Origin of the sequence: Anaerostipes sp. MSJ-23 (assembly GCF_018918155.1) — a bacterium.
Classification (GTDB): Bacteria; Bacillota; Clostridia; order Lachnospirales; family Lachnospiraceae; genus Anaerostipes.
Genome location: NZ_JAHLPY010000018.1, coordinates 1 through 23,742, shown reverse-complemented (window position 1 = coordinate 23,742; position 23,742 = coordinate 1). Strand labels below are relative to the sequence as shown.

Genomic DNA, 23,742 nt, shown 5'->3' with positions numbered 1-23,742 from the left:
TCTTCTCCTACATATCTTCCAGACGTCCATGTCTTTCATAGTTTGTGCATCTTGAAATCTTATTTTCATCATCTACAAATACAACTTTAGGTTCAAATGTTTTTGCTTCTTCTGGTGTCATATCTGCATATGCAATAATAATGATCTTATCACCAGTTGCAACACATCTTGCAGCTGGACCATTTAAACAAATCATACCACTTCCTGGCTCTCCAGGAATTGTATAAGTTTCAAAACGGCTTCCATTATTTACATCTACAATATGTACATGTTCATATTCAAAAATACCAGCTGCTTCCAAAAGAATCGGATCAACAGTAATACTTCCAACATAATCAAGTTCTGCCTGTTTTACAGTTGCTCTATGAATTTTTCCTTTTAACATACTAACGTTCATTTTTTTCTCCTTTATATCATATCTAATCGTTAATTAATGTATTATCAATTAATCTTGTTTTTCCAATATATACTGCCATAGCAAGCATACATTCTCCATCCAATGTTTCAACAGGTTCCATGGATACTGCATCTACTGCTTCTACATAATCAATTTTTGCAAGCGGTTCTGTCTCAATATTCTTTTTCATCTGAGCCACAACTTCTGCTGCATTTTTGTTTGTCTTAGCAAGTTCTTTTCCAAGTTTCACTGTTTTTGAAAGAATCAGTGCTGCCTTTCGCTCTTCCAGTGAAAGATAAGTATTTCTTGAGCTCTTTGCAAGTCCGTCTTCTTCACGAATAATTGGGCAGCCGACTACTTGAATGTCCATATTTAAATCTCTTACCATACGTCTGATAACTGCCAGTTGCTGTCCATCTTTCTGTCCAAAGTAAGCACGATCTGGTGTTACAATATTAAATAATTTATTTACAACCGTACATACTCCGCGGAAATGAATTGGTCTTGTTTTTCCACAAAGTCCTTCTGTTAATCCTGTCATATCCACAAAAGAACAGAAATCATCCGCATACATTTCTTCTGGTTCTGGATGGAAAATCAAATCAACACCAACTTTTTCACATAAAGCTGCATCATGATCCAAATCTCTCGGATACTGTGCAAGATCTTCTGTTGGTCCAAACTGCATTGGATTTACAAAAATACTAACAACAACTTTATCATTATCTTTTCTTGCTGCTTCCATCAGGCTCTGATGCCCTTCATGAAGATATCCCATCGTTGGAACAAGACCAACGCTTAATCCCTGTTTTTTCCATTCTTTTACCTGTTCTCTTACTTCTTTTACTGTTCCAACAATTTTCATTGTTCTCATTTCTCCTTTTAATTATTAATATAATTTTTCTATAATATCATCACTGATTGCATAAGTATGTTCTTTTGCTGGGAAGGTTCCTTCCTTCACTTCCTTCATATAATCAGCCACAGCACCTTTCATAACATCTCCAACCTGTGCAAACTGCTTCACAAATTTTGGTACAAAGTTTCCATACATTGCAAGCATATCCTGATAAACAAGAACCTGTCCATCACATTCCGGACTTGCCCCAATTCCAATGGTTGGAATATGTAATTTCTTTGTAATGATCGCTGCAAGTTTTTCTGGAATTCCTTCCAAAACAACCATAAAAGCTCCTGCTTCTTCTACCGCAAGAGCGGCTTCAATCAGTTCCTGAGCAGCTTTCTCACTTTTTCCCTGTACTCTAAATCCACCAAATGCATTAACAGACTGTGGTGTCAGTCCAATATGAGCACAAACGGGAATCTGAGCCTCAACAATTGCTTTAATCTGAGGGCATACATTCTTTCCACCTTCCAGTTTTACAGCTGTACAGCCTGTTTCCTTCATAATACGTCCTGCATTTACAACTGCATCATAAACAGAAGTATGATAAGATAAAAATGGCATATCTACAACGATTAATGCATTTTTTGCACCACGCACAACTGCTGCACCGTGATGAATCATATCTTCCATTGTTACCGGAATCGTTGAGTCATACCCAAGCATCACCATACCAAGAGAATCTCCAACAAGCATTGTATCAATTCCCGCTTCGTCAAACAGCTTGGCTGTAGAATAATCATAAGCAGTCAGCATAGAAATTTTTTCCCCGTTATCTTTCATTTTCTGTAAGGTACTTACTGTATTTTTCATTTTTCTTCCTCCAAAATTTGTTTCATATCTTCATAAGATACTTCCGGATGCTTTTTTTCCGCTATTTTTATAATCTCTTTTGTCAATGCTCTGTATGTTTCTTTTTGTGTCGTATCAAATGCCTCTAAATGTTTCTCTATTGTCTTTATATCGTGACGTTCTACCGGTCCGGTTAATGCATCCACACTTCCTACTTCAAAAAAATTGTAAAGATTCGTCATTGCCAGAGGCTTCAATGCTTTCATAGCTTCCTCCGTTTTAAATCCACACTGGCATAAAAGTTCCGTAGCTTGATTCATTAGTCCGATCATCAAATTTGATCCAAAGACAGAAGCTGCATGGTACGCCGCTTTATGGTCTGAAGAAATCTTTACTACCGGATTTCCGCATGAAGAAATTAGTGATACAAGATCATCTATGTGCTCTTCATCACCTTCTACGGTAAACAATGCCTGTTTCAAATCCTCATATGCAGTTTCTTTACTCTTAAATGGAAACATTGGATGAACAGAATAACCGTATGCACCGGCCTCTTTTATTCCAGAAAGAACAGCAGAACTCAAAGATCCACTGCAATGACAGATATACTTTCCTTTCATCGGAATTGTTCGAATCTGTTCCCAGACATTGCTAATCGCATCATCTGGTACCGTTAAAAATAGAACATCACACATTGTTAATAATTTATCAATCGAATTAACACGCGTCCTTTTATTATTTCCCGCTCCACCTGCTTTTGCTTGTGTACGGCTGTAAAATCCTGCAACAGAAATCCCGTTGCGTACAAAGTAATCTCCAAGGGAACATCCTACTTTTCCTGCTCCAATAAATCCTACTTTCATAACTGATCACCTACTTTCGTCAGGTGATGTTCTAAAAACATACGGTATGATTTCTTTCAAGAATACCATCCATTTCGTACTATAGCACTATGTATGCAAAAAAACAAGCCATTTTTATAAGATATTTTCAGAAAACAGAAAAAGAAGATGAACCCCCTGCTCCTGTCAGGATTCACCTTCCTTTAGCCATGTATTGTTGACTTACCTCTGCCTAATGCTATAACTTCTTAATGAACCTCTCTTCATTAAAAACATTATTGCATTTATATTGTACCACCTAATTTTCATTGTGCCGTATAGTGGCTTATTTTATAATTTTTCAGGCTTAAATTAAAATATTTATTCTCTGTCAATGGAAGCTTCCATCTTAATCTGCATTTCTCTGACTTTTTTTCGTTTGGGCTGGGAAATTGGTATCTCTTCCCCATTTTTCATGATCAAATATTCATACTTAAACATTTTCACATGGTGATAACTAACCAAAAATGACTGATGGCAATAAAAAAACTGAAATTTCTCTAGTTCTTTATATATCTGCTTCAATGTCCCATAAAACCAGTCCGTTGTACCATCTGAAAATATGATATTAATCTTTTTCCCAATTTTTTCAAAATAGAGAATATTTTTTACATGAATTTTTTTCAATTCCCGCTTCTTTTTATAATAAAAGTAATTATCATCCTTTTTCATCAGTCTAACTGCATTTTGCGTTACCTGAAGGATCTCTTCTTTTTTCAATGGTTTTAATAAAAACTGAAATGGACGTACTGCAAATAAATCCATGGCATATTCTTTTTCTTCTGACATATAAACAATTTTACTATCTTCGTTTTCCATTACTTCCCGAATCATATGCCCAATCTTTATTCCATCAATTCCCCGCATACGAACATCCAAAAAAATCAGATCAAAAAATGCCCCTTCTTTCATAGCATTTACAAATTCAACACCGCTTTGAAAAACCTCTATTATGAAAGGTAGCCATTCCCTCTTTTGATATTCCAACATAATATTTTCAATATACGAACAGATTTCACAATCCTTATCGCAAATTGCGACCTTCCACATCTGACTGCTTTCCATTAATAAAATAACTCCTAATTTTTATTTAGCTCTTCTTTTTCCTGTTTTGCAATCTCTTCCGCACGGGTGCGATATTTTTTTGTCAATAATTTTATCATTTCTTTTAATTCATCTGTCAGCTGCTCTTCCTTTACGCGCCATTCCCAGTTGCCTCCAACCGTAGAAGGTGTATTGATTCTACCTTCCTTTCCAACGCCCATATAATCCTGTAATGGAATGATGACACGATCTGCTCTGGATTCCAATGCAAGAGATGCAAGATCCAGATGAATTTTTCCAGTACGTTCTATCGTACTATATTCCAGATAATGATCTAAAAATTTCTTGTCATCTTCTGATAAATCTTCGAACCATCCCTGTACGGTGTCATTATCATGTGTTCCTGTATAAACAACACAATTTTCCGGATACTTATGTGGCAGATAGATACTATCATCCCATGCTCCAAAAGCAAATTCAAGAACTTTCATTCCAGGATATTTTGTATCACTTAAAAGCTTATGGACATTATCCGTAAGAAAACCAAGATCTTCTGCAATCACATCTTTTTCTCCAAGTGTTTTCTTCATTACTTCAAAAAATTCATATCCAGGCCCTTTGACCCACTCACCATTTACAGCTGTCTCATCTTTTGCCGGAATTTCAAAATATTCGTCAAAACCGCGAAAATGATCCAATCGTAATACATCATATAAAAGAAAATTATGTTCTAATCGATTCATCCACCATTCATAATTTGTCTTCTTATGATAATCCCAATCATACACAGGGTTTGACCATACTTGTCCATCTTTCGCAAATGCATCTGGAGGACATCCTCCAACAACACTTGCATTTCCATCTTTATCTGTCTTAAATAATTCCTTATGATAATGAAAAGCTGTACCTTCCAAAGCTACATAAAATGGAATATCTCCGATAATCTTAATTCCTTTTTCATTTGCATATCCTTTTAAGGAAAGCCATTGTTTTAAAAACAAATACTGACAGAATTTAAAGAATTCTTCACTCAATGCCGGATCCTTTTCATTCATAAATTCCGCATATTCATCCAGCCATCCTTCATTATCCTTTTTAAATTTCTTATATGCATCATTCGGTCGGAATTTCATATAAGCTTTTTTCAGAATCTTTTCACGGCCTTCCCAAACTTTATCATAATCAACTTTTCCCTTATTTTCCTGACGATATGGAAGAATATCTTTTTCCTTTAACAAACCTTCTTCTACAAGTTGTTCTGGATCAATATAATATACACTTCCTGCAAAACTTGAATAAGATAAATATGGAGAATTTCCGGCTCCAATCGTTCCAAGCGGTAAGATTTGCCAGTACTGCTGTCCAGCCTCCGCTAAAAAATCAACAAACTTATATGCTTCTTTTGAAAAACATCCAATTCCATAGGACGATGGCAAACTAAAAACCGGTAATAAAACTCCACTTGTTTTCATTAAACTCTCCTTAACTACACTTTTTACAACGTTAGATATAGTATACCATATTTTTCATTTTATGGTGTTTTTAAATCATGTACAATTAACCTTATATTTCATGATTCTTTATAATCATTCTAATTGTTTCATATAAATACGGTTTCATTTCATCTATCGGTTTTGGTTGATTCATCAAAATTGAGTTATAACAACATCCTCCAAGCAACTCAATAATCATATAGATCATAACTTCCGGCTCACGGAAGTTATGACCTGAATTCTTTAAAAGTTTCATATAAATATCATAGATATTTCTCTGGGCATCATCAATTGGTTCTACTAAAGAATCCTTAAATATTCCCCAACCAAGATGTTTAGAAATGAGCCTCAACAATGTTGGATTTTTTACCAATTCTTCGATCATTTGATCTAGAAGAAAAATAATCTGATCTTCAAAGCTCAAAATATTTTGCTCCATAAGTTCCGCATAAGCCCTTTTAAAAAGTGCAGCTGCCTTATGAGCAATCAATTTATAATGAATATCTGTTTTATCTTTAAAATAAAGATAAAATGTTCCTTTCGCCACCCCAGCTTCATGTGCAATATCCGCGATCGATGTTTTTTGAAATCCTTTGTGCGTAAATAATTTATAAGCCGTCTCCAGCAAAGCATTCTGCTTCTTTTTTTTCTTTTCTTCTATTTTTTTCAAGCAAAATCCCCCTTGTCAGGCAATCACCCAGTTTTATTAATTTTCGGCTATTATTTTCCACTTTCTTGCGCTACCGCTTTTGCTACAGCTTGACATACCCTTTTATCAAATGCTCCTGGAATAATATATTCTTCATTTCTCTCATCATCTCCAATGATTCCGGCAATTGCCTTTGCAGCTGCAATTTTCATTTTCTCTGTGATCTGTCCTGCTCTCGCATCCAAAGCCCCTCTAAAGATTCCAGGAAAAACAAGAACATTATTAATCTGATTTGGAAAATCAGAACGTCCAGTTGCAATTACTTTTGCTCCACCTTTTTTTGCCTCATCCGGCATAATTTCTGGAACAGGATTCGCCATTGCAAAAATAACTGGATCGTTGGCCATAGTAGAAACCATATCTGCAGTTACAATATTTGGTGCAGACACACCAATAAAGACATCCTTATCCTTAATAATATCAACAAGAGGCCCTCTCTGCTTATTCTTATTTGTCTTTTCTGCCATTTCTTTTTGTGCATCGTTCATCCATTCTTCTCCAGGACAAAGCGCACCCTTCTGATCAACAAGAACAACATCTCCAATTCCAAACTGCAGTAATAAACGACAGATTGAAATTCCAGCTGAACCCGCACCATTGATTACAATTTTTGCCTCTTCCATTGTTTTTCCAACCACTTTTAAAGCATTGATAAGTCCTGCTGCAACAACAATGGCTGTACCATGCTGATCATCATGAAAGACAGGAATATCCAATTCTTCTTTTAATCTTCTTTCAATTTCAAAACATCTAGGAGCAGAAATATCTTCCAGATTAATTCCACCGAATGTAGGTGCAATATTTTTTACCGTCTGAATAATTTCTTCTGTATCTTTTGTATCCAGACAAATTGGAAATGCGTCAATATCTGCAAATTCTTTAAAAAGAATCGCCTTTCCTTCCATAACTGGCATTGCAGCTTCCGGACCAATATCACCAAGGCCAAGAACCGCTGTCCCATCTGATACAACTGCAACAAGATTTCCTTTTGCAGTATAACGATAAACTTCATCCTTACAGTCACGAATCTTACGACAAGGCTCTGCAACCCCAGGTGTATAAGCAGTACTTAAATCATCACGATTTTCAACTTTTACCTTAGAACGAACTGCAACCTTTCCTTTATTCTTTTCATGCATTTCCAAAGCCAGTTTATTATAATCCATCGTTATATCTCCTTCTAAAATTTATTGTTTTATATCTTATTATATTATTATACTTTATCGAACGCAGTCCGTCTAGTACGAAGCATCATGTAATTGCAAGCACAAAAAAGCAAAAAAAAAGAAGAATGCTTCAACATTCTTCTTAAAGAGCGGGTGATGGGAATCGAACCCACGTGATCAGCTTGGAAGGCTGGAGTTCTACCATTGAACTACACCCGCACAATGCCCAGAGCCGGAATCGAACCAGCGACACGAGGATTTTCAGTCCTCTGCTCTACCGACTGAGCTATCTGGGCATGTCTCATTTCCGCGACTTCTATACTTTACCATATTATGAGACAGATATCAAGCTATTTTTGAAAAAATTTTTTCAATCAATAAAATTCCCGTTTTGGTGCGGAAAATTTTCTCCTTCGCATTCATAATTGTTGGCTTTGTGCTATGTTCCTCTGCAAGATTTACAAGAAAATCTGCTTCTACCAGAATTTGATAGTCCATTCCATTGATTTGATGATAAGTATGGTGATGCCCAATCAAATAACAAACTCTCTCTATCAGATCCTGATCATAAGAAAGTTTATGTAACATTTGCTTGGCAATTGCAGGTCCCTCCATTTCCTGATACTTTCCTGCACTGCTCTGATACTTCTCTTCACTTATTTTAATCCCAATATCATGAGTAACCGCTGCAACTTCAAGAATCTCCTGTGTACGTTCATCCAAATTTTCCTGTTCTCCAATAGCCTTTGCATAAGCATAAACCTTCAAAAAATGTTGAATACGCTTCGGATCTCCTTCATAATAGATAATCATTTCCTGAATCAATTTTCCAATTTTCATAACGTTTTTCCTTTTTTCCAGCGTTTCCAAAACTTCCAAAATGGCTGTTTGTTTAAAATTTTAATCGCCTGCTGTACATGTTCTTCTCGAAGACCTCCGGTACAAAAATCTGTCTTCACAAGATGTCGATCATATCCATGTCTGTACCAATCATAATCTCCATCATCCAAAATCACAAAATTTTCTACTGGCTCCGGACCATGCTCCAGCCAATCTTTAATTTCATCTTCTCTTCTTCCACTGCTGAAATACTCTGTTTTATCAATGATCTTTAATTGATATTTTGCCAGAGTATCTACAAGAAGCTGGCACCAGTCCTGAATCGCATCACTATGTTCTGCCCATCCATATCTCCAAGAAGAAGACAAAACGATCTTCGCTCCCGTAGCATCTACGATTTCTTTTAAATACCGGATATTCTCTTCATCAATAGGGACCAACTCTTCTCCGCATTTTTCAAATAAATCCTGAGAATTTAATACGCCGTCTACATCCAGAAAAATAACCTTCATTCTTTTCATTCCTCCTTCAAGGCAATACCTTTTATCCCCAGTCAACGATTGTCGGTCTTCATTATACTCTTTCTTGCGATTTCTGGCAATCTTATGCTATTTTATTTTTCGCACCAAATATCCAATGAAAAAAATCAAAATATAAACAAACCAGATTCTTATGACCCCAAAGGTTACCGGAAGGCATACATTTACATTGAAACGATTTCCCGCCCAAAGCATCAATGTAAGAAAAAGAACGATCACTGGAAGTAAAATTCCTCGAAAGAAACCTCCACTTTTTACAAGAACAATCTGTGCCACAACACTACTCCACAAAGCCATATTAAAAAACATTGTTACAGATAACTCACTCATTCCATATTCCTCCTTCTTTATTTTCCCTATTGTTCCTATTTTATATACAAATCGTATTCGCAAAATATTTCACTTTTTTCTTTTTACGATATTTTTTCTCATTTATTATGTATGAATTTTTAAAAAAAAAGGCATACTAAATTCTGTATTTCAGGCAGTTATGAAAAGGAGGCTTTTTATGGGAAACAAATTTTTAGACTGCACCGCGCTAACCATCACCATCATTGGTGCTATTAACTGGGGACTTATCGGATTTTTCCGATTTGATCTGGTTGCATTTCTTCTTGGAAATATGAGCATGCTTTCAAGAATTATCTATGATCTGGTTGGCATCTGCGGTTTATATCTTCTTACATTTTACAGACACTGTGGAAGAAATATAGACTAATCTTTCATCGTTATTTTTCATAGTATAGAAATTCCCTGAGTCTTTTTCTTTTTCAATGATTCAGGGAATTTTCCTGTCACATTTTCTTCTTTTTTTTATCACGATTTGTTCACAATTTCTCTTTATACTAAAAGCATAGCAAGTGACAAACACAGTTGTTACACAAGCTAATTACTTTTTTTCATACTTTTTCATACATAAAGCCAGGATGTAAATCCTGGCTTCCTCTCCGTCTGTAAAGCAAAACAGATTCTATACAATTTTATGCAAAATCACAAGAAAACATAAAAACAAAAAAATCCCGAAACTTGCTAAATGCATAGTTTCGAGACTTTTAATCGAGAGCGATAGACGGGGTTCGAACCCGCGGTCTCAACCTTGGCAAGGTTGCGCGTTACCAGCTACGCCACTATCGCATAAATTTTTTATTTTTTTCGAACAAAAACTATTTTACTTGATTTTATATCTCTTGTCAATATTTTTTTGATTTTTCTTTTGACAATAACAATTTACCGGGGGGAATGCTCCCCCGGCATCTTTTTATCGAATAAAATTTGTCATAATCTTTTCTTCTGTTGTTGGAATTTCTACTCCAGCTTTCTTTCCTGCTTCAATACACTTTAACAACCATGCCATATTCTGACCTAATGTACGCATAATCTGAAGTCCTTCTGCATCCTGCTTTACTTCTTCCGGTGCATTTCCGTGTACCATTGTCCAGTAATTAGATGATACCACTGGCATCTGATGATAAGTAAAATACTTTAATAAAACATCCAACGTTGCTGTAGTTCCAGCTCTTCTTGCTGATGCTACCGCTGCTGCTGGTTTATGCAGTAACGCGTCTCCTGCCATCGAACATAATTTATCCATAAATTCGATAATCTGCCCTGTTGGAGATGCCCAATATACCGGTGACCCAACGATCAATGCATCTGCTTGTTTTAATTTTTCTGCTGCTGCTTTTACATTTTCCGTATCCGGATTTCCAGCCTGAAAGATTTCTGTCTCAATTCCCTGTTCCCCCAGAGTCTTTGCAACTTCGCTAAGCGCTGTAAAAGTACATCCCTGTTTTCTTGGACTTCCATTCAACAATAAAACTTTCATTTCTACCGTCCTTTCCTGTGCTTTCTACAAATTTCTATTAGCAGAACTTTACTCTGCTGATTTTAGAATAACACTGTTTTTTATACTGGTCAAACGGCATTTTACTTATGAAATTCTTCCACCATCCATATCATAAATCATATCTGCAAAACCCATGGTCGATTCTCTATGTGATGCAATCACAACCGTCTTTCCCTTACTCTCTCGTTCTAAAGATTTTAAAATAATCCCTTCATTTAACGAATCAAGATTGCTTGTTGGCTCATCCAAAAGAAGCACTGAACCATTATGCAAAAACGCTCTTGCAATTCCAATTCTCTGCTTTTCTCCTCCAGAAAGCGCATCTCCAAGCTCTCCAATACTACAGGTTGATACAATTCGTTTCAAACGATTAAAAATAGCAGCAAAACTTGTTCGTTCTGCAAGATATCTGACATTTAAGCTGTGCAGTCATTGTCCATATAAAAATGAATTCTATGAAATTTTAGAACACATTTGTGGATTAAAGCAACTGGAATAACAAAATCTTTGTACCTTGACAGTTTCAAAATATTCTTTATAAATTGATAGGATAAGTCTGCCTTTTTTTAGACTGTATTTGGGTAAAACAGAACGTATTTGAAATAGATACAAAAGCAATGATAGACCATGAGCAACTTTAGTTGCTCATGAATAATTCAGGTTTATCAATATATTTTACCGCACCATTGCCTTTTAACATTTTTTGCTGTGTATATTTTCCATTTGCTGATGTTGCACGATAGACACAATATCCATTTGCTCCGCTAACCTTTTTCCATGTCACGATTGCTGTTCGTTTTTTCCCATTGTTTACCTTCACACCAGAAACTTTTGCAAGAATAGGTTTGGCCTTTACATCCTTTGTATATGCACTGTAAACCTTTGTACCATTAACTTTTTTATAAGCTCGAACTTTATAAATATAAGTACTTCCTGTTTTTAATCCATTCTGCGTATAAGAAAGTAGCGGAACCGCTTTTTGTTTCTTTCCATTCTGATAAACCTCATATCCATCAGCTCCATCAACCTTACTCCAACTTACTTTTACTTTCTGATAATCTATTACGGATGCTTTAATTGAAGATGGAACTTTTATCTTCTGAGACTGATTTGGTATATTAGGACTTTCTGTTTCTATTTTAACTGCCTCCTTCCAATTCATTGCAAAAATTGCTTTCGAAGGGTGCCCCATCGAAGATACACTAACATAAACTCCATTTTTCGAGCGATTTGGAAGCATAAACTGAATTTTTTTCGGCTGTTCTTTTGTCCCTTCTATAATCTCAGCTTCTATTGTTTCCTCAGAATCTGTCTTATAAATCTGCTAATCTGTTCCCCATGCCTTTGTTCCAAATACATTGATTTCTTGTAAAGGTACTTGTACCACCACACTTCCATCTGCCTCTATTTTTACCCTGGCACTTCCTTTGATACAACTTCCTGCCATTGATGTATAAGAATCATCAAATAAATCTACAGCATTCAAGTCTGTCTTCGATGCATTCTGCATCTTCAATGGGATGTCATAACTTCCTCTTGCCAGAGTATTTTGATAATCTCCAAAACCAAATGAAAATTCATTTGCTGCTTTTACTGTTTGTAACACTGCTGATACTTTCACAGGATTTCTATGATTTTGAATTCCAGATACAATACCTGCTGTCATCATTAGCACAAGAACTCCTGTTGTAAGTTTTAACGTTAATCGTTTCATAAATTCATTCTCCTTTACTCTTTCAAGTTTGTTATGACTAACTTTTTATCATGAAAAAGGTTTTTATGTCAACGAAAACAAATTTTTTAAAATCCAGCTTTCTAAAAAAAGAACCATCGGCCTTGACAACCAATGATTCTTTTCTTTCCATTATATTTGCTATATGTACTTTTTATTTTTTAATAGTTACATTAACAGCAGAAGAATACGTTCCATATACATTCTTTCCACTGACACTTCTGTATGCTCTAACTTTATAATAATATTTTTTATTTTTCTTTACTTTCTTATCTGCATAAGTAACTGCTGCATTTCCTTTCACAATTTTTAATTGTTTATATTTCCCTTTTGCGGATGTTGCACGGTAAACATAATATCCGTTTGCTCCACTAACCTTTTTCCATGTCACAGTTGCTGTCATTTTTTTGCTATTATTTACTTTGATGTTAGAAACTTTTCCAAGAACTGTCTTTACAGATTTTTCTACTGTATAATTACTGTAAATTTTTTTATTTTTAGTTACTTGATAAGCACGTACCTTATATTTATAAGTGCTTCCTGTCTTTAAACCACTCTTTGTATAGGAAGTTGCTGTTGTATCTTTTACTTTTTTCCCATTTTGATAAACTTCATAACCAGCTGCTCCATCTACTTTTGCCCAACTAACTTTTGCCTTCTGATAGTCAATGGCAGATACTTTAAAAGAAGCTGGCACCTTCACCGTTGCTGGTGTATCTGGTGTATTTGGTTGATCTGGTGTGTCCGGTGTATTTGGTTGATCTGGTGTGCTTGGCTGATCTGGTGTATCTGGTGTGCTTGGCTGATCCGCACCATCTAATTTTGCTTCTTTCCAGTTAAATGCGAAAATTGCCTGAGCAGACTTGTCTATAATATTTGCCGTTGACTGAACATAAACACCATTTTTAGCCTCTTTTGGCCATGTAAATTGAATTTTTGTCGGTTTATCAGCAGTTCCTTCCACAACCGTGGCATCCACTTTCTGGTTTGTGCCAGGTTGAACAATCTTCCAATTTTTTCCCCATAAAGTAATTTTATTATATACTGTAATTGGTCTTACAGCAACCGTTACAATAGCTTCTCCATCAGATGATACCTTAACTTCCGCTGGTCCATTGATGCAATCCCCGGCTTGAGACTTATAAGAATCACTAAAAATATCAGCCGCATCCAGATTTGTTTTATCTTTATCCTGTAATTTCACCGGTACCTGGTAAGTTCCTTTTTTAATGTATTTTGATAATTTCCTGCTCCAAAGGAAAAACTATTTCCTTCTTTTACCATTTGCGCCGCTGATACAGAGACTGTGTTTCCAATAAATGGAAGTCTGCTTCCTGGTGTCATACTGATAGCCATCATTGCTGCAAGAACTCCTGTTGCACATTTCATACGAAATTTTCTCATAAAACTTCCTCCTTATTAAATGCTTTTTTCCATTACAATATCACTTGTACCACATAAATTCTGTCAATGTCAATCAGAATCCAGATTTTATAAGAAAAAACAAGCAATTTAACATCTTACAATCAATGTTGCCATACTTTCCGGCATCCTCTTCTCTCCAACACTACTTGTCATAAATAGTTGAATCTGTGCAGTGATTTCCCGCTCCGACATGCTTTCAAATTCAAATTCTTTCAATGGTATTTGTATTTTATTATCAACAATCTCAATACTTTTTAAGACATCTTGTCTAGTTCTACATTTTACAGTTTGAATATGCCCAGACAGTATAGCACCTCCTCTCGTCATTGCTTTCATCTCCCGGACTGTAAGTTCTATATATTCTTTTCTAGGTTTCCATAATAATTTTGCCGGTTTTTCAAATCCATTGTCTGCCATCGAAAGACTTTGTCAATCTTTTCCTTGACGATATATAGCAAAATCAACATCATAAATGCCTTCTTTTAAATATTCTCCAAGTTTTTGATAGGATATTTTATGAATTTCTTTTCATTTATTTTTATCAATACTTTCATAGCGAAGATGCATTTTTTCTTTCTGACAAATTTTTTGTATTGTTTCAATATCCACTGTATCAAACATTCCCCCAACTGCCTGTTCTTGCTCTTTCTCTCCAACACCGATCGATGCAAAATATTGATAAAGATCCGCCTCGATCCGTTTATAATAATCAAGAAATTCTTTTCCTTTTCTCGTAAATACTCCTCCAGTCTGTTGCAAAAATCCTTCTTCTCTATACCGTTTAAAACATCTAGAAATTGTTGATCGATTGACACCCATAATTCTCCCAATCTCAGCTTCATTATAATTTTTTCCATCTTCAATCTGTTGTTCCAAAGCTTTTAAACACTGTAGCTGAAACATTTTTGGTTTATAAAACTTCATTGTTTTTTTATACATAATTTCCCCTTTTATATCAAAGACACTGCAAGCGTCACAATCTGATCCTCTCCGACTGATTCTTGTATGTCTTCTACAATAACAAGATGTAAAATTCCTTCCGACAGTTTGTTATTACGGCGAATCGTACAATCGAAAGCCCCTGTAAGAATTCCAAAACAATTTTCTTCTTTTTTCGCCTGTATCCACGTATCCATATAAAAATACATTAGTTCCTTTTCTTTTAACTTTTCATCTTCTATTATCAGATAAAGATAACTTTCTTTTCCAATCACTACTTCTGCTTTTTTTTGAAATTGATAATATTCTTTTGCAAGAATTCTTGGATGATACTTTCCATTCTCAAAAAATGCAACTGGCATCCAACGTTTTCCTTCTGGAAACATAACATTGAAATCATTTCCTTTTGTCATATAAGAATAAGTATGCCTGCTTTCCATAAACATTCGAATTCCAGTCAAAATTTTCTCATCCAGTATGTGTTCGATCGCACAGGCATTTTCTCTTGCGGTACTTCCATCTACACCAGAAACCAATCTTAAAAATTCCGTTAAACACCCTTTCCTTTCCAAACAAGATCTTCCTCTACTTAATCCAATCGGTGTCAAGAACAGACGACGACTTTCATCTTTTAACAAATATCCTTCTGCAAGAAGTTCATCGGTTACTTTTGTAATTCTTGAAAGCGGAAGATTCAATTCTCTGGATAGATCTGATTTCACGATCTGATTTTCCTTTCTTCTCATTTCATACATTGTACTTAGATAATCTTCTTTTTCCTGCTTTGTTACTTCTTTTGCCATATTTTTTCCCTACTCCTTTCTTCTTTGTTTCTATCATACAATCATTTATGACGCAACCAAAACAATTTTCACACATAACCATTTTTTGTAAAAAAAGATTTGCCTCACATTTTGACAAAAAAAGAAGATGTTGCATCCAAACAACATCTTCTTTTTTATTGAGAAATATTCTTAAGAAATACTGTGCTCGATATCATCAAGTTCTGACAAAATTGCCTCCTGCTGCTCGTCAAATAACAAGCCTTTATTATACTGATAATACTTATCACAGCCATTTTCTCGAATAAACCAGACACTATAATAGTTGATATTTAATTCTGTTACAAAGATTACCATTTCCTGACTCTCTCCAAATGCCTGTTCCATAAAAATAAAGGCATTGTTCATGGCATCTTCTGTCTTCTGAATTTGTGTTTCTCTTGCTTGTGTCTCCTTTGCAAATTCCTGACGAATCCGATCAAATTCTGTATCTGGATCCAAATGTTCTTTACGACTAATATTTTCATAATTTTCAAGTGTCGCAATAACATCCATCATCATATGTTCACGTTCTTTTCCTATCTGCTCAGTTTTCTTCTTCTGTTCAAGACCTTTTCGTACTTCATCAAGGACCTGCTCAAGAGTTTTTCCTGTTTTAAGCTGCTTTAACCATCCAAATAATTCTGTTACGAATGCATCTTTTGCATAACTTTCTTTTACCATTTCAGAAATTTTCCCATTTAGCAAGCCAACAACGCTCAGACGTTCATCAAAAGCTGCAAACTTCAATCTTCCAATTGTCTCTTGTTCAAACTGCCCTTGAAGAATTCTTTCAATTCCATAATCTTCTTTATATTTTTTATAAAGTTCATAGTAATTTGCGAAATCTTTAGCAATTTTTAAATGCTGAAGATACTGGAAAATCACTTCACGATCGACTGTCTTCCCAAGTTCTTCATACACTTGAATTAAACGAGAAAGATCTTCCCATCCTCTGGCCGTCACAAAAGCTCTTCCATCCACTGTTGTTTCCATACGGTAAAAATAATCTTTTCTGATTTCAAGATAAGCAAGAATGGCTGGATGAATTCCAGCTTTATAAGCATATTCCTTCCATACTTCATAATTAGCTTCTACATCGATTTTTTTCATACGATCCAAAGTTACCACATCAAATTCACGAACTGATTTATTATATTCTGGTGGATTTCCTGCCGCTACAATAATCCATCCATCTGGAATTTTCTGATTTCCGAACATTTTACATTGTAAAAACTGCAGCATCGTTGGTGCCAATGTTTCAGAAACACAGTTAATCTCATCAATAAATAAAATTCCTTCACTATTTCCTGTTTTTTCTATTTTTTCATAAACTGATGCAATGATCTCACTCATTGTATATTCTGTCACAGAATATATCTCTTTGCCATATTGTCTTTCCCGAATAAATGGAAGCCCAATTGCACTCTGTCTTGTATGATGCGTGATCGTATAAGCAACCAGACCGACTCCACATTCTCTTGCAATCTGCTCCATAATCTGTGTCTTTCCAATTCCTGGAGGTCCCATTAACAGAATTGGACGCTGTCTGATCGAGGGGATCTCATATTCCCCATAGGCATCTTTTTTCAAATAAGCCTCAATTGAGTCTTTAATTTCCTGTTTCGCTCTTTTAATGTTCATTTTCTTCTTCTCCTTCGTCAAGATCCTCTGCATCCACCACCAGTTTAATTGCCCACGCAGGTACGTCTACATCTTCATATTCTTCCTGCATAAAAATAAAAGCAGTTTGATATGGTGGTTTTTTCTTTGGATAAGTTCCTTTTCCATCGGTAAAATACACCAATCCTTTTAGATGATAAAACTCTCCCCGCTCAATCAGCTGATTTACATATTCAAAAGCAGGGCGAAAATCCGTACCTCCTTCTCCACGCAATTCTAAATGATCCATATAATCCTTTAATTCCTTCTCATCGGTAATCTTCTGATCATTTTGTACCATCTCATCACATTGAATGATGTGAATATTTACTTTATGAAAAAAACTATCTTGTTCTGTCAATACATCATAAGTTTCCTCTAAAAATTTTTTAACAAGATCTCCGGAACATGACATTGACGTATCAATGACAATTGCAAAATCTTCTACTTTTTTGACTTCTTTCCACTCCTGAGGCTCAATTAGGGGCATATTCCCATACATAGAAAGTCCATAGCTATAAAAAACATAGTCAAATGAATCTGGATCTACCGTAACCTCTTCTCTCATAACAGCAAATTTTCTTAAAAATGCACGATAATCATAACGGTCTCTGTTTTCTACCTGTACTTGTCCGATCAAATCTCCTGCCTGCTGTGATTCTTCACTTGAAAACGTCTCCATATCTGTCTGTGTTTTTTCACTGATGTTTTTCCATCGATTTTCTACTTCCTGATGTATCTCCTGTTTTGGATCTTCTGGCCAATATTGATGATCATCTACAAGAAACTGCATAGACAATTCTTTTTGCTTCTTTTCATTTAATTTCCACTCTATCAGCTGTCGATAAATTCCTTCGGCAGTAAAAACCTTTAAGCTTCTTTCCAGCTGTGCATAGGTATCCTTTCGAAGCCTTGTCTGTGGTTGATGAATACATCTTAGATGCCAGTGATCAATAATGGATTCTACTGCAATATCACACGCCAAGTTCCACAACACTTTATCCCTATTTTTTCTTCTTGTCAGATGATGCAAAAGACAATGAAGTACCATATGAAGATAAGCTCTATTTGTACGGACTCTGCTCTGACGGTACATTCCGCCAAGAGTACCTGGATGATAAAACATATGAATTCCATCTGTTGCTACAGTCGTAATCGATGGATCCAGTACATAGGAAAAACTACTGAGCGCCACATCTAGAAACCTCATATGAATATATAATTCATTTCTTGTCGCAATGAAAATTCTTTGTCCAAGCTGACTTAAACGATCATTTAGATTTTCTTTCATAATTTTCTTCCTTCATTTTTTATAATTCAAATGTCTTTTTCTTCTTTGGAAATCTTTTGTTTTGCTCATCCATTAAAAGACTCAAAATTTCTGTCTTTTTCTTTTTTGATGCCCAGTCAATCGCAGCCTCAATTCCTTCTCTCGTAAAAAAGTTTTTTCTAGAAAGCATCTCAAGAAATGGCATTTGATCATTTTCTTTCAAATTTTCCATCATTTCTGTCTGATGCTGTTTTAAATAACCTTCATACTGAAGCCAAGAATAATCAGATACACCATATGGCATTAGCATTCTCCCTGCAAGAATTTCCCAAACGACATCTTTATTTTCCTGTACGGCAGCAACCTCAAATAATTGATCATATTTACGGTAGTCAATTTCTCCACGAAAAAAACACTGCCGATACTGGTATCCAGTTCCATGAAAATGTGTTTCAATGATTCTTGCCGGTGTATTTTCTACTGCTTCCTCATAATATTCTGGAAAGAACAAGCGGCTTTTTTCCTTTTGATCTGCATAATAAACTTCCACTTCTAATGGAAACCTTGTATCTTGCACAATATCTTTTAGCGCACTCTTTCCTTCATGATGAATCTGAAGAAATATTTTCTGTAATTTACATCCGGTAAAAATACCTGTTCCTGTACGCAAAAGCGCATCCGAAAAGCCAAGTGTTGTCAAATTTACACATCCATAAAATGCATATTTTCCAATCTCAACTGTTCCCGATGGTAAATAAACTTCTTTTACTCGTTCTCCACAAAACATTTCTAGTGATTCATTCTCAAAAAAATCTTCTCCGATTTTCTCAGTTCGAGCTTCATCTTCTTTTCTTTTATGAGCAGAGAAAGCATAATCTCCAATCTTTACAACCGGTTTCCCGCAAATTTCATTTGGAAGTCTCACAGTATTTTCTCGACAAAAACATCTAAGAATCTCAATTCCCCCAGTTTTTATTTCTCTATATTGAATTTCAAGCATTGCTATCCTCTATCTTTCTGATATTTTCTGTATACACTACTCATTATATAAGACTGACAGAAAATATCAAGATTTGAGAAATTTTCTAATAAATGTTCCATAGATTGCCGCAAGTACTTGCTGAAATAATGTTGCGATAATAACCGGAAAGACAACCTCTGCCGGAAAATATGCTGTTGCAACAACTGCACCCGCACTGATATTACGCATTCCAACGCCAAATGTCATAGAAACTGTCGTAGCTACATCTCTCTTAATCAGCATTGCGGCAATCCATCCAAGTCCATAACCAAATGCTGCCAGAAGAAACATTACCAAAACCACCATCATAAGTTCTTTATTTAAATGTCGGATATATGGTGCTGCTTTGGCAGAATTAGAAATCTGCAAAAACATAATACACATTTTAGAAAATGGTGCAAGTTTCCCAGGCCATACCGTTTTTACCTTTTCTCCACCAAACTGATGAAAACACATTGCAACAATTGCCGGAAGTGCAATCATAAAAATCAGTTCTTCCATCATGTGAGACGCATCAATTGTTACATGTCCTCCAACAAATATATGAAGTGTTGCCGGAATAAAAAACGGAGCAAGAATTGTATCAACAATAACAAGTGATAATGATAATGAACTGTTTCCATGGTAAATAGATCCCCACATCAGCGCTGTGACAGCGCTTGGTACACAAAATTCCAAAACCATGCCTGTTACAAGATTCATATTATTAGGAAACAGAACCACTCCAAGTCCAAAAACAATCAAAGGCATAACAACATGAATACATAAGATGGAACAAAGCAAAGCCAAAGGATGACGGAAAACTCCAACGACGTCATGAAAGCTTGATTTTAATGCCCCAACAAAGGTCATAAAAGCAAAGACGTATGGAACAAGAACATTCCAGTGAATTGTTATATCTGCAAAAGTAACACCAAGCACGACACAGATTGGTGTTACAAGGAAAATCCATTTTTCCATAAACTGATTAAATTTATTTAACATTTGTTTTTACATTCCTTCCAATTTTCCATCATAAAAACTACATCCATGTTTTCCATGCTCTTTCACATAATAAAGTGCCCTGTCTGCATCCTTAAATATACTTTCTCCAGGATTTTCTCTTATAGAAAAGGCAACCCCAACACTCACGGAAACCATAGGAAGTCCATCCTTTGGATTTAACAGCTGCTTATTAATTTCATTAATTTTCTCACTAATCGTATACGCAAGATCACTCGTCATTTCAACCATCACAATAGCAAATTCATCGCCACCAATTCGGCACACAAAATCAATGCTGCGAAATACATTTTTTAATAATAAAGCAACTTTTTTTAAAACTTGGTCTCCCATCGCATGTCCATAAGTATCATTGATAGATTTGAAAATATCCACATCCACAATGATTAATGAAAAAGGACTTTCTCCTTTTTCATAGATGCCTAAAATCTTTTCAAAATATCTTCTATTCAAAAGATCTGTCAAAGCATCATATTCTGCTTCATGTCGAATTAATTTTTGTGATTCTTTGTTTTCTTCATATACTGTGTTATATGTTTCTGCCAGATTCTGAAGTTCTACAGCTCCAATCACCGGAAGAGTTTCTCCAAGTTTAACACTTTCATTATATTTTAAAAGCGGACTGACAATCAATTTTTTCACCATGAAATAATTGATAAAAATAAGCAAAACAAATACCATCACATCAATTACTAATTTTCGATACATGTCTAAAAACATATGATTAGCTTTTGACTGATCATTATGTGTTTGTTTGATTAGAAGATTCATACTTTTCGTAACTTCATTTATGATTTCTGTCCTTTTTCCTTGATATCGCTCATCACAAACCATACTTTGAGCTTTTTCCATCTTTTTTTCTGCAGTAAGACTACTATCTGTCTGAGACAATACTGTATTTTTAATTTCTTGAGGCCATTTTTCTTTCTTAACACCTTTTGCTTCCAGAACAAGCCGCATAGAATAATATTCTGTATTCATCAATTTAACAGAAGAATTTAAAGCAGCCTTTAAGGCCTTAAAGGTATCCGTCCCTCCAAAATATTTTTTCAAATCTGCTAAAGCTTTTTCTCTGCGCATCGTATGATTTGCTTCTTGAAAATATAGATCCATATATTTTTCTTGACCAGTCATAGCAAAAAGTCGCACCTGCTCTGTTAAATAGTCAGACCCATCTTGAAGTTGTTTTGCTGCTTTTTCGACGGTAACTTCCTGTTGTAAGATTGATCTTTAAAATTCGATAAAAAAATACAGACAACATTCCTATGATATCTTCAAGATTTCCTTTATTCTTGTCATATAATGCAATCGTATTATATATTTTTCGTTTCACAACATCCATTTCAAAAGGTCTGGTGAAATAGTCTGTCACTCCCATTTCATACGTTTTCAAAATCGTTTCATCTGTAGAATCTGAAGAAATACAAATTGTAGGAATTCTTTCTAACCACATCCGATCCTTCATAATTTTCAATACTTCATTTCCGTTCATCTCCGGCATATTCATATCAAGAAGTACTAGCCGTAATCCTTCATGATAATTTGTTAAAATTTCAATTGCTTCTTTTCCATTTTTTGCTTGTAAAATATCATATTCATCTTTCAGCATTTCAAAAAGAATCTCTCTATTTATTTCAGCATCATCTACGATCAGTATTTTCTTCTTACATGTATTCAATCTAGTATTCCTCCCACTATATATTTTTCAAACCGGAGAGATATTTCCCCTTATATCACTTTATTCCATCTCATTCTTCATTTTAATCTCTTGAGCCAAATACTTACTTCTTTAACTTTAACACATATTTCTTATTACGTGAAATATTTATCCTGTTTCTTCCCGATTTTTTTCTACTTTCTGAACATATTCTTTTGTATTTTTTACTTTTATTTCTTCTTTTATCCTACCCTGTGCTTCTACAAGACAATCGATAAGAATCGGATTAAATACCCCACATTCACCATCAAGAATCATTTTTATTGCCTGTTCATGACTATATGACTCTTTATAAAATCGTTTGTTTATGAGAGCATCATAGGCATCTGCCAATGCAACAATTTGCGCTGAAATAGGAATTTGCTCACCTTTCAGTCCATCTGGGTATCCTTTTCCATCATAACGTTCATGATGCCATCTGCAAATTTCACATGCAATACGAATCAGTTTTTCATTTTGATAAATATCCAATTTTTTTAAAATTTGAACTCCAATAATTGTATGGGTCTTCATAATTTCAAATTCTTCCGGTGTCAATTTCCCCGGTTTCTTAAATATTTTTTCATCAATGCCAATTTTCCCAATATCATGCATGGCAGAAGCCGTTATAATCATTTGTTGTTCCTCCCAGGAAATATGATATTTATCTGTCTTTCTCATAAGCTGTTCTAAGAGGATTTCCGTTATCAAATTGATATGAAGCACATGCAGACCGCTCTCTCCATCACGAAATTCTACAATCTGGCTGAGAACACAAATTAACATTCTGCTATTCTTTTCTTTTTCATAAATCTGATCTGTTATCAACTGGATCAATCTTCTCTGTTTTGCATAGAGCTTGATCAAATTAAAAATGCGTCTATATACCACATTTTCATTAAATGGAACGCTGATATAATCAGAAGCTCCTAATTCATAGGCTCTCTGAATCTGGCTTTCTGTGTCTTCGTTAGAAATCGCAATGACTGGTATATCGTCAATCCAATGCTCTCGATTCATTGTTATCAATACATCAAAACCATCTATTTCTGGCATCATAATATTTAAAAGAATTAATGAAATTTGTTCACTGTGCTGTTTTAAAAATGAAAGACACTCTTTGCCGTCTCGTGCCTCTATAATATCATACTTTTTCTGTAGAATGTTTTTTAGAGTTTTCCTATTTATCTCTGAATCATCCACTATCATTATTTTTTGCTTAGCTTCCCCTATTTTCCCCATAAAAAGGTCCCCCGATTGATTATTTCCTTCCCACTCCATAACAACATTATTTTTATGTATTTTAGCCTGGTACATCATTCGATCTGCTCTAGAGATTGCATCATCAATCGTTACTCCGCATCGGTCCTTCTTTTAAAAAAGTTTCTGCCAGATGTTATCTTGAACAGGAACACGGCTTCTATGTTTATGCTAAACCGAACCGTTGTGATCCTAAGACTGTTACCAAATATATCGGTCGGTATCTTGGTCGCCCTGTCATTGCCACTTCCAGAATCGATTCTTATATGGGTGATCTTGTCTCTTTCCATTACAATCGTCACG

Annotated in this window: 27 protein-coding genes, 3 tRNA genes and 3 pseudogenes; 3 read left to right on the top strand and 30 right to left on the bottom strand. The window is 35.1% G+C overall.

The features are described 5' to 3' along the window. Window positions 1-7: 7 nt before the first annotated feature. The 13 genes from panD to KQI71_RS10460 form a co-directional block, all read right to left on the bottom strand. Window positions 8-397, bottom strand: coding sequence for an aspartate 1-decarboxylase (gene panD, locus KQI71_RS10520; RefSeq protein WP_216436040.1), 390 nt, complete (start codon window positions 395-397; stop codon window positions 8-10). Between the two features lie 22 nt (window positions 398-419). Further along, entirely contained in the window at window positions 420-1,262 is an 843-nt protein-coding gene (gene panC, locus KQI71_RS10515) for a pantoate--beta-alanine ligase (RefSeq protein ID WP_216436039.1), read from the bottom strand. A 24-nt stretch (window positions 1,263-1,286) separates the two neighbouring features. Continuing rightward, a complete protein-coding gene (gene panB / locus KQI71_RS10510; RefSeq protein ID WP_216436038.1) occupies window positions 1,287-2,114 on the bottom strand; it encodes a 3-methyl-2-oxobutanoate hydroxymethyltransferase in 828 nt (275 codons plus the stop codon). Then, entirely contained in the window at window positions 2,111-2,956 is an 846-nt protein-coding gene (locus KQI71_RS10505) for a Rossmann-like and DUF2520 domain-containing protein (RefSeq protein ID WP_216436036.1), read from the bottom strand. The genes panB and KQI71_RS10505 overlap by 4 nt, the downstream gene beginning before the upstream one ends. A gap of 339 nt (window positions 2,957-3,295) precedes the next feature. Further along, a complete protein-coding gene (locus tag KQI71_RS10500; protein WP_216436034.1) occupies window positions 3,296-4,039 on the bottom strand; it encodes a LytR/AlgR family response regulator transcription factor in 744 nt (247 codons plus the stop codon). 14 nt (window positions 4,040-4,053) lie between these two features. Next, the gene (gene malQ, locus KQI71_RS10495; protein ID WP_216436032.1) at window positions 4,054-5,490 is read right to left on the bottom strand and encodes a 4-alpha-glucanotransferase; all 1,437 of its coding nucleotides are present in this window, start codon (window positions 5,488-5,490) and stop codon (window positions 4,054-4,056) included. Window positions 5,491-5,581: 91 nt separating this feature from the next. After that, window positions 5,582-6,181, bottom strand: coding sequence for a TetR/AcrR family transcriptional regulator (locus KQI71_RS10490; protein WP_216436030.1), 600 nt, complete (start codon window positions 6,179-6,181; stop codon window positions 5,582-5,584). A 50-nt stretch (window positions 6,182-6,231) separates the two neighbouring features. Then, window positions 6,232-7,386: an NAD(P)-dependent malic enzyme gene (locus tag KQI71_RS10485; protein WP_216436028.1), complete on the bottom strand. Its 1,155-nt coding sequence runs from the start codon at window positions 7,384-7,386 to the stop codon at window positions 6,232-6,234. A gap of 148 nt (window positions 7,387-7,534) precedes the next feature. Continuing rightward, window positions 7,535-7,605 (bottom strand) — tRNA-Gly (locus tag KQI71_RS10480). A gap of 4 nt (window positions 7,606-7,609) precedes the next feature. After that, a tRNA-Phe gene (locus tag KQI71_RS10475) sits at window positions 7,610-7,682 on the bottom strand. Between the two features lie 49 nt (window positions 7,683-7,731). After that, window positions 7,732-8,226 (bottom strand): HD domain-containing protein, encoded by a 495-nt coding sequence (locus KQI71_RS10470; RefSeq protein WP_216436026.1) that lies wholly within the window; start codon window positions 8,224-8,226, stop codon window positions 7,732-7,734. Next, complete coding sequence (locus KQI71_RS10465; RefSeq protein WP_216436025.1) at window positions 8,223-8,738, bottom strand: HAD domain-containing protein; 516 nt, start codon at window positions 8,736-8,738, stop codon at window positions 8,223-8,225. Before KQI71_RS10465 ends, KQI71_RS10470 begins: the two co-directional genes overlap by 4 nt. Window positions 8,739-8,834: 96 nt before the next feature. Continuing rightward, on the bottom strand, window positions 8,835-9,095 hold the full coding sequence (locus KQI71_RS10460) for a hypothetical protein (protein WP_216436024.1): 261 nt from the start codon (window positions 9,093-9,095) through the stop codon (window positions 8,835-8,837). 178 nt (window positions 9,096-9,273) lie between these two features. Between KQI71_RS10460 and KQI71_RS10455 the strand changes: the two genes are divergently transcribed. Further along, a complete protein-coding gene (locus KQI71_RS10455) occupies window positions 9,274-9,483 on the top strand; it encodes a DUF378 domain-containing protein (protein WP_216436022.1) in 210 nt (69 codons plus the stop codon). A gap of 343 nt (window positions 9,484-9,826) precedes the next feature. On the opposite strand, the gene KQI71_RS10450 is transcribed toward KQI71_RS10455, so the two are convergent. From KQI71_RS10450 to KQI71_RS10440, 3 genes and pseudogenes are all read right to left on the bottom strand, one after another. Continuing rightward, window positions 9,827-9,899: transfer RNA gene (locus tag KQI71_RS10450), tRNA-Gly, on the bottom strand. Window positions 9,900-10,023: 124 nt separating this feature from the next. Further along, the gene (locus tag KQI71_RS10445; protein WP_216436020.1) at window positions 10,024-10,590 is read right to left on the bottom strand and encodes a flavodoxin family protein; all 567 of its coding nucleotides are present in this window, start codon (window positions 10,588-10,590) and stop codon (window positions 10,024-10,026) included. A gap of 105 nt (window positions 10,591-10,695) precedes the next feature. Beyond that, window positions 10,696-10,950, bottom strand: a pseudogene (locus KQI71_RS10440) (ATP-binding cassette domain-containing protein); the annotation flags it as partial. A 4-nt stretch (window positions 10,951-10,954) separates the two neighbouring features. Between KQI71_RS10440 and KQI71_RS10435 the strand changes: the two are divergent. Continuing rightward, window positions 10,955-11,110 (top strand): annotated as a pseudogene (locus KQI71_RS10435) (transposase); the annotation flags it as partial. A 138-nt stretch (window positions 11,111-11,248) separates the two neighbouring features. Here KQI71_RS10435 and KQI71_RS10430 read toward each other — a convergent pair. The 14 genes from KQI71_RS10430 to KQI71_RS10370 form a co-directional block, all read right to left on the bottom strand. Next, window positions 11,249-11,851, bottom strand: coding sequence for a fibronectin type III domain-containing protein (locus KQI71_RS10430; RefSeq protein ID WP_216436018.1), 603 nt, complete (start codon window positions 11,849-11,851; stop codon window positions 11,249-11,251). Between the two features lie 84 nt (window positions 11,852-11,935). Further along, complete coding sequence (locus KQI71_RS10425; protein WP_216436016.1) at window positions 11,936-12,325, bottom strand: hypothetical protein; 390 nt, start codon at window positions 12,323-12,325, stop codon at window positions 11,936-11,938. 172 nt (window positions 12,326-12,497) lie between these two features. Next, on the bottom strand, window positions 12,498-13,547 hold the full coding sequence (locus KQI71_RS12745; protein WP_216436014.1) for a fibronectin type III domain-containing protein: 1,050 nt from the start codon (window positions 13,545-13,547) through the stop codon (window positions 12,498-12,500). After that, complete coding sequence (locus tag KQI71_RS10415) at window positions 13,544-13,747, bottom strand: hypothetical protein (protein ID WP_216436013.1); 204 nt, start codon at window positions 13,745-13,747, stop codon at window positions 13,544-13,546. The genes KQI71_RS12745 and KQI71_RS10415 overlap by 4 nt, the downstream gene beginning before the upstream one ends. A gap of 108 nt (window positions 13,748-13,855) precedes the next feature. Then, window positions 13,856-14,185, bottom strand: coding sequence for a hypothetical protein (locus KQI71_RS12585; RefSeq protein WP_253288042.1), 330 nt, complete (start codon window positions 14,183-14,185; stop codon window positions 13,856-13,858). 111 nt (window positions 14,186-14,296) lie between these two features. Continuing rightward, entirely contained in the window at window positions 14,297-14,707 is a 411-nt protein-coding gene (locus tag KQI71_RS12580) for a helix-turn-helix domain-containing protein (RefSeq protein WP_253288041.1), read from the bottom strand. An 11-nt stretch (window positions 14,708-14,718) separates the two neighbouring features. Further along, window positions 14,719-15,510 (bottom strand): metal-dependent transcriptional regulator, encoded by a 792-nt coding sequence (locus KQI71_RS10405; RefSeq protein WP_216436011.1) that lies wholly within the window; start codon window positions 15,508-15,510, stop codon window positions 14,719-14,721. Between the two features lie 171 nt (window positions 15,511-15,681). Continuing rightward, window positions 15,682-17,172: an ATP-binding protein gene (locus KQI71_RS10400; RefSeq protein WP_216436010.1), complete on the bottom strand. Its 1,491-nt coding sequence runs from the start codon at window positions 17,170-17,172 to the stop codon at window positions 15,682-15,684. Then, complete coding sequence (locus KQI71_RS10395) at window positions 17,162-18,481, bottom strand: vWA domain-containing protein (RefSeq protein ID WP_216436008.1); 1,320 nt, start codon at window positions 18,479-18,481, stop codon at window positions 17,162-17,164. The genes KQI71_RS10400 and KQI71_RS10395 overlap by 11 nt, the downstream gene beginning before the upstream one ends. Before the next feature lie 19 nt (window positions 18,482-18,500). Continuing rightward, entirely contained in the window at window positions 18,501-19,460 is a 960-nt protein-coding gene (locus tag KQI71_RS10390; RefSeq protein ID WP_253288040.1) for a leucine-rich repeat protein, read from the bottom strand. Between the two features lie 66 nt (window positions 19,461-19,526). Beyond that, complete coding sequence (locus KQI71_RS10385; protein ID WP_216436007.1) at window positions 19,527-20,465, bottom strand: bile acid:sodium symporter family protein; 939 nt, start codon at window positions 20,463-20,465, stop codon at window positions 19,527-19,529. 6 nt (window positions 20,466-20,471) lie between these two features. Next, window positions 20,472-21,617 carry a GGDEF domain-containing protein gene (locus KQI71_RS10380; protein WP_216436005.1) on the bottom strand — a complete coding sequence of 382 codons (1,146 nt, stop codon included), beginning with the start codon at window positions 21,615-21,617 and terminating at the stop codon, window positions 20,472-20,474. Window positions 21,618-21,648: 31 nt separating this feature from the next. Next, window positions 21,649-22,161: a response regulator gene (locus tag KQI71_RS10375; protein WP_216436003.1), complete on the bottom strand. Its 513-nt coding sequence runs from the start codon at window positions 22,159-22,161 to the stop codon at window positions 21,649-21,651. Between the two features lie 147 nt (window positions 22,162-22,308). Beyond that, window positions 22,309-23,421 (bottom strand): HD domain-containing phosphohydrolase, encoded by a 1,113-nt coding sequence (locus KQI71_RS10370; protein WP_253288039.1) that lies wholly within the window; start codon window positions 23,419-23,421, stop codon window positions 22,309-22,311. Window positions 23,422-23,537: 116 nt separating this feature from the next. Here KQI71_RS10370 and KQI71_RS13015 point away from each other — a divergent pair. Beyond that, a pseudogene (locus tag KQI71_RS13015) lies at window positions 23,538-23,742 on the top strand (transposase); the annotation flags it as partial.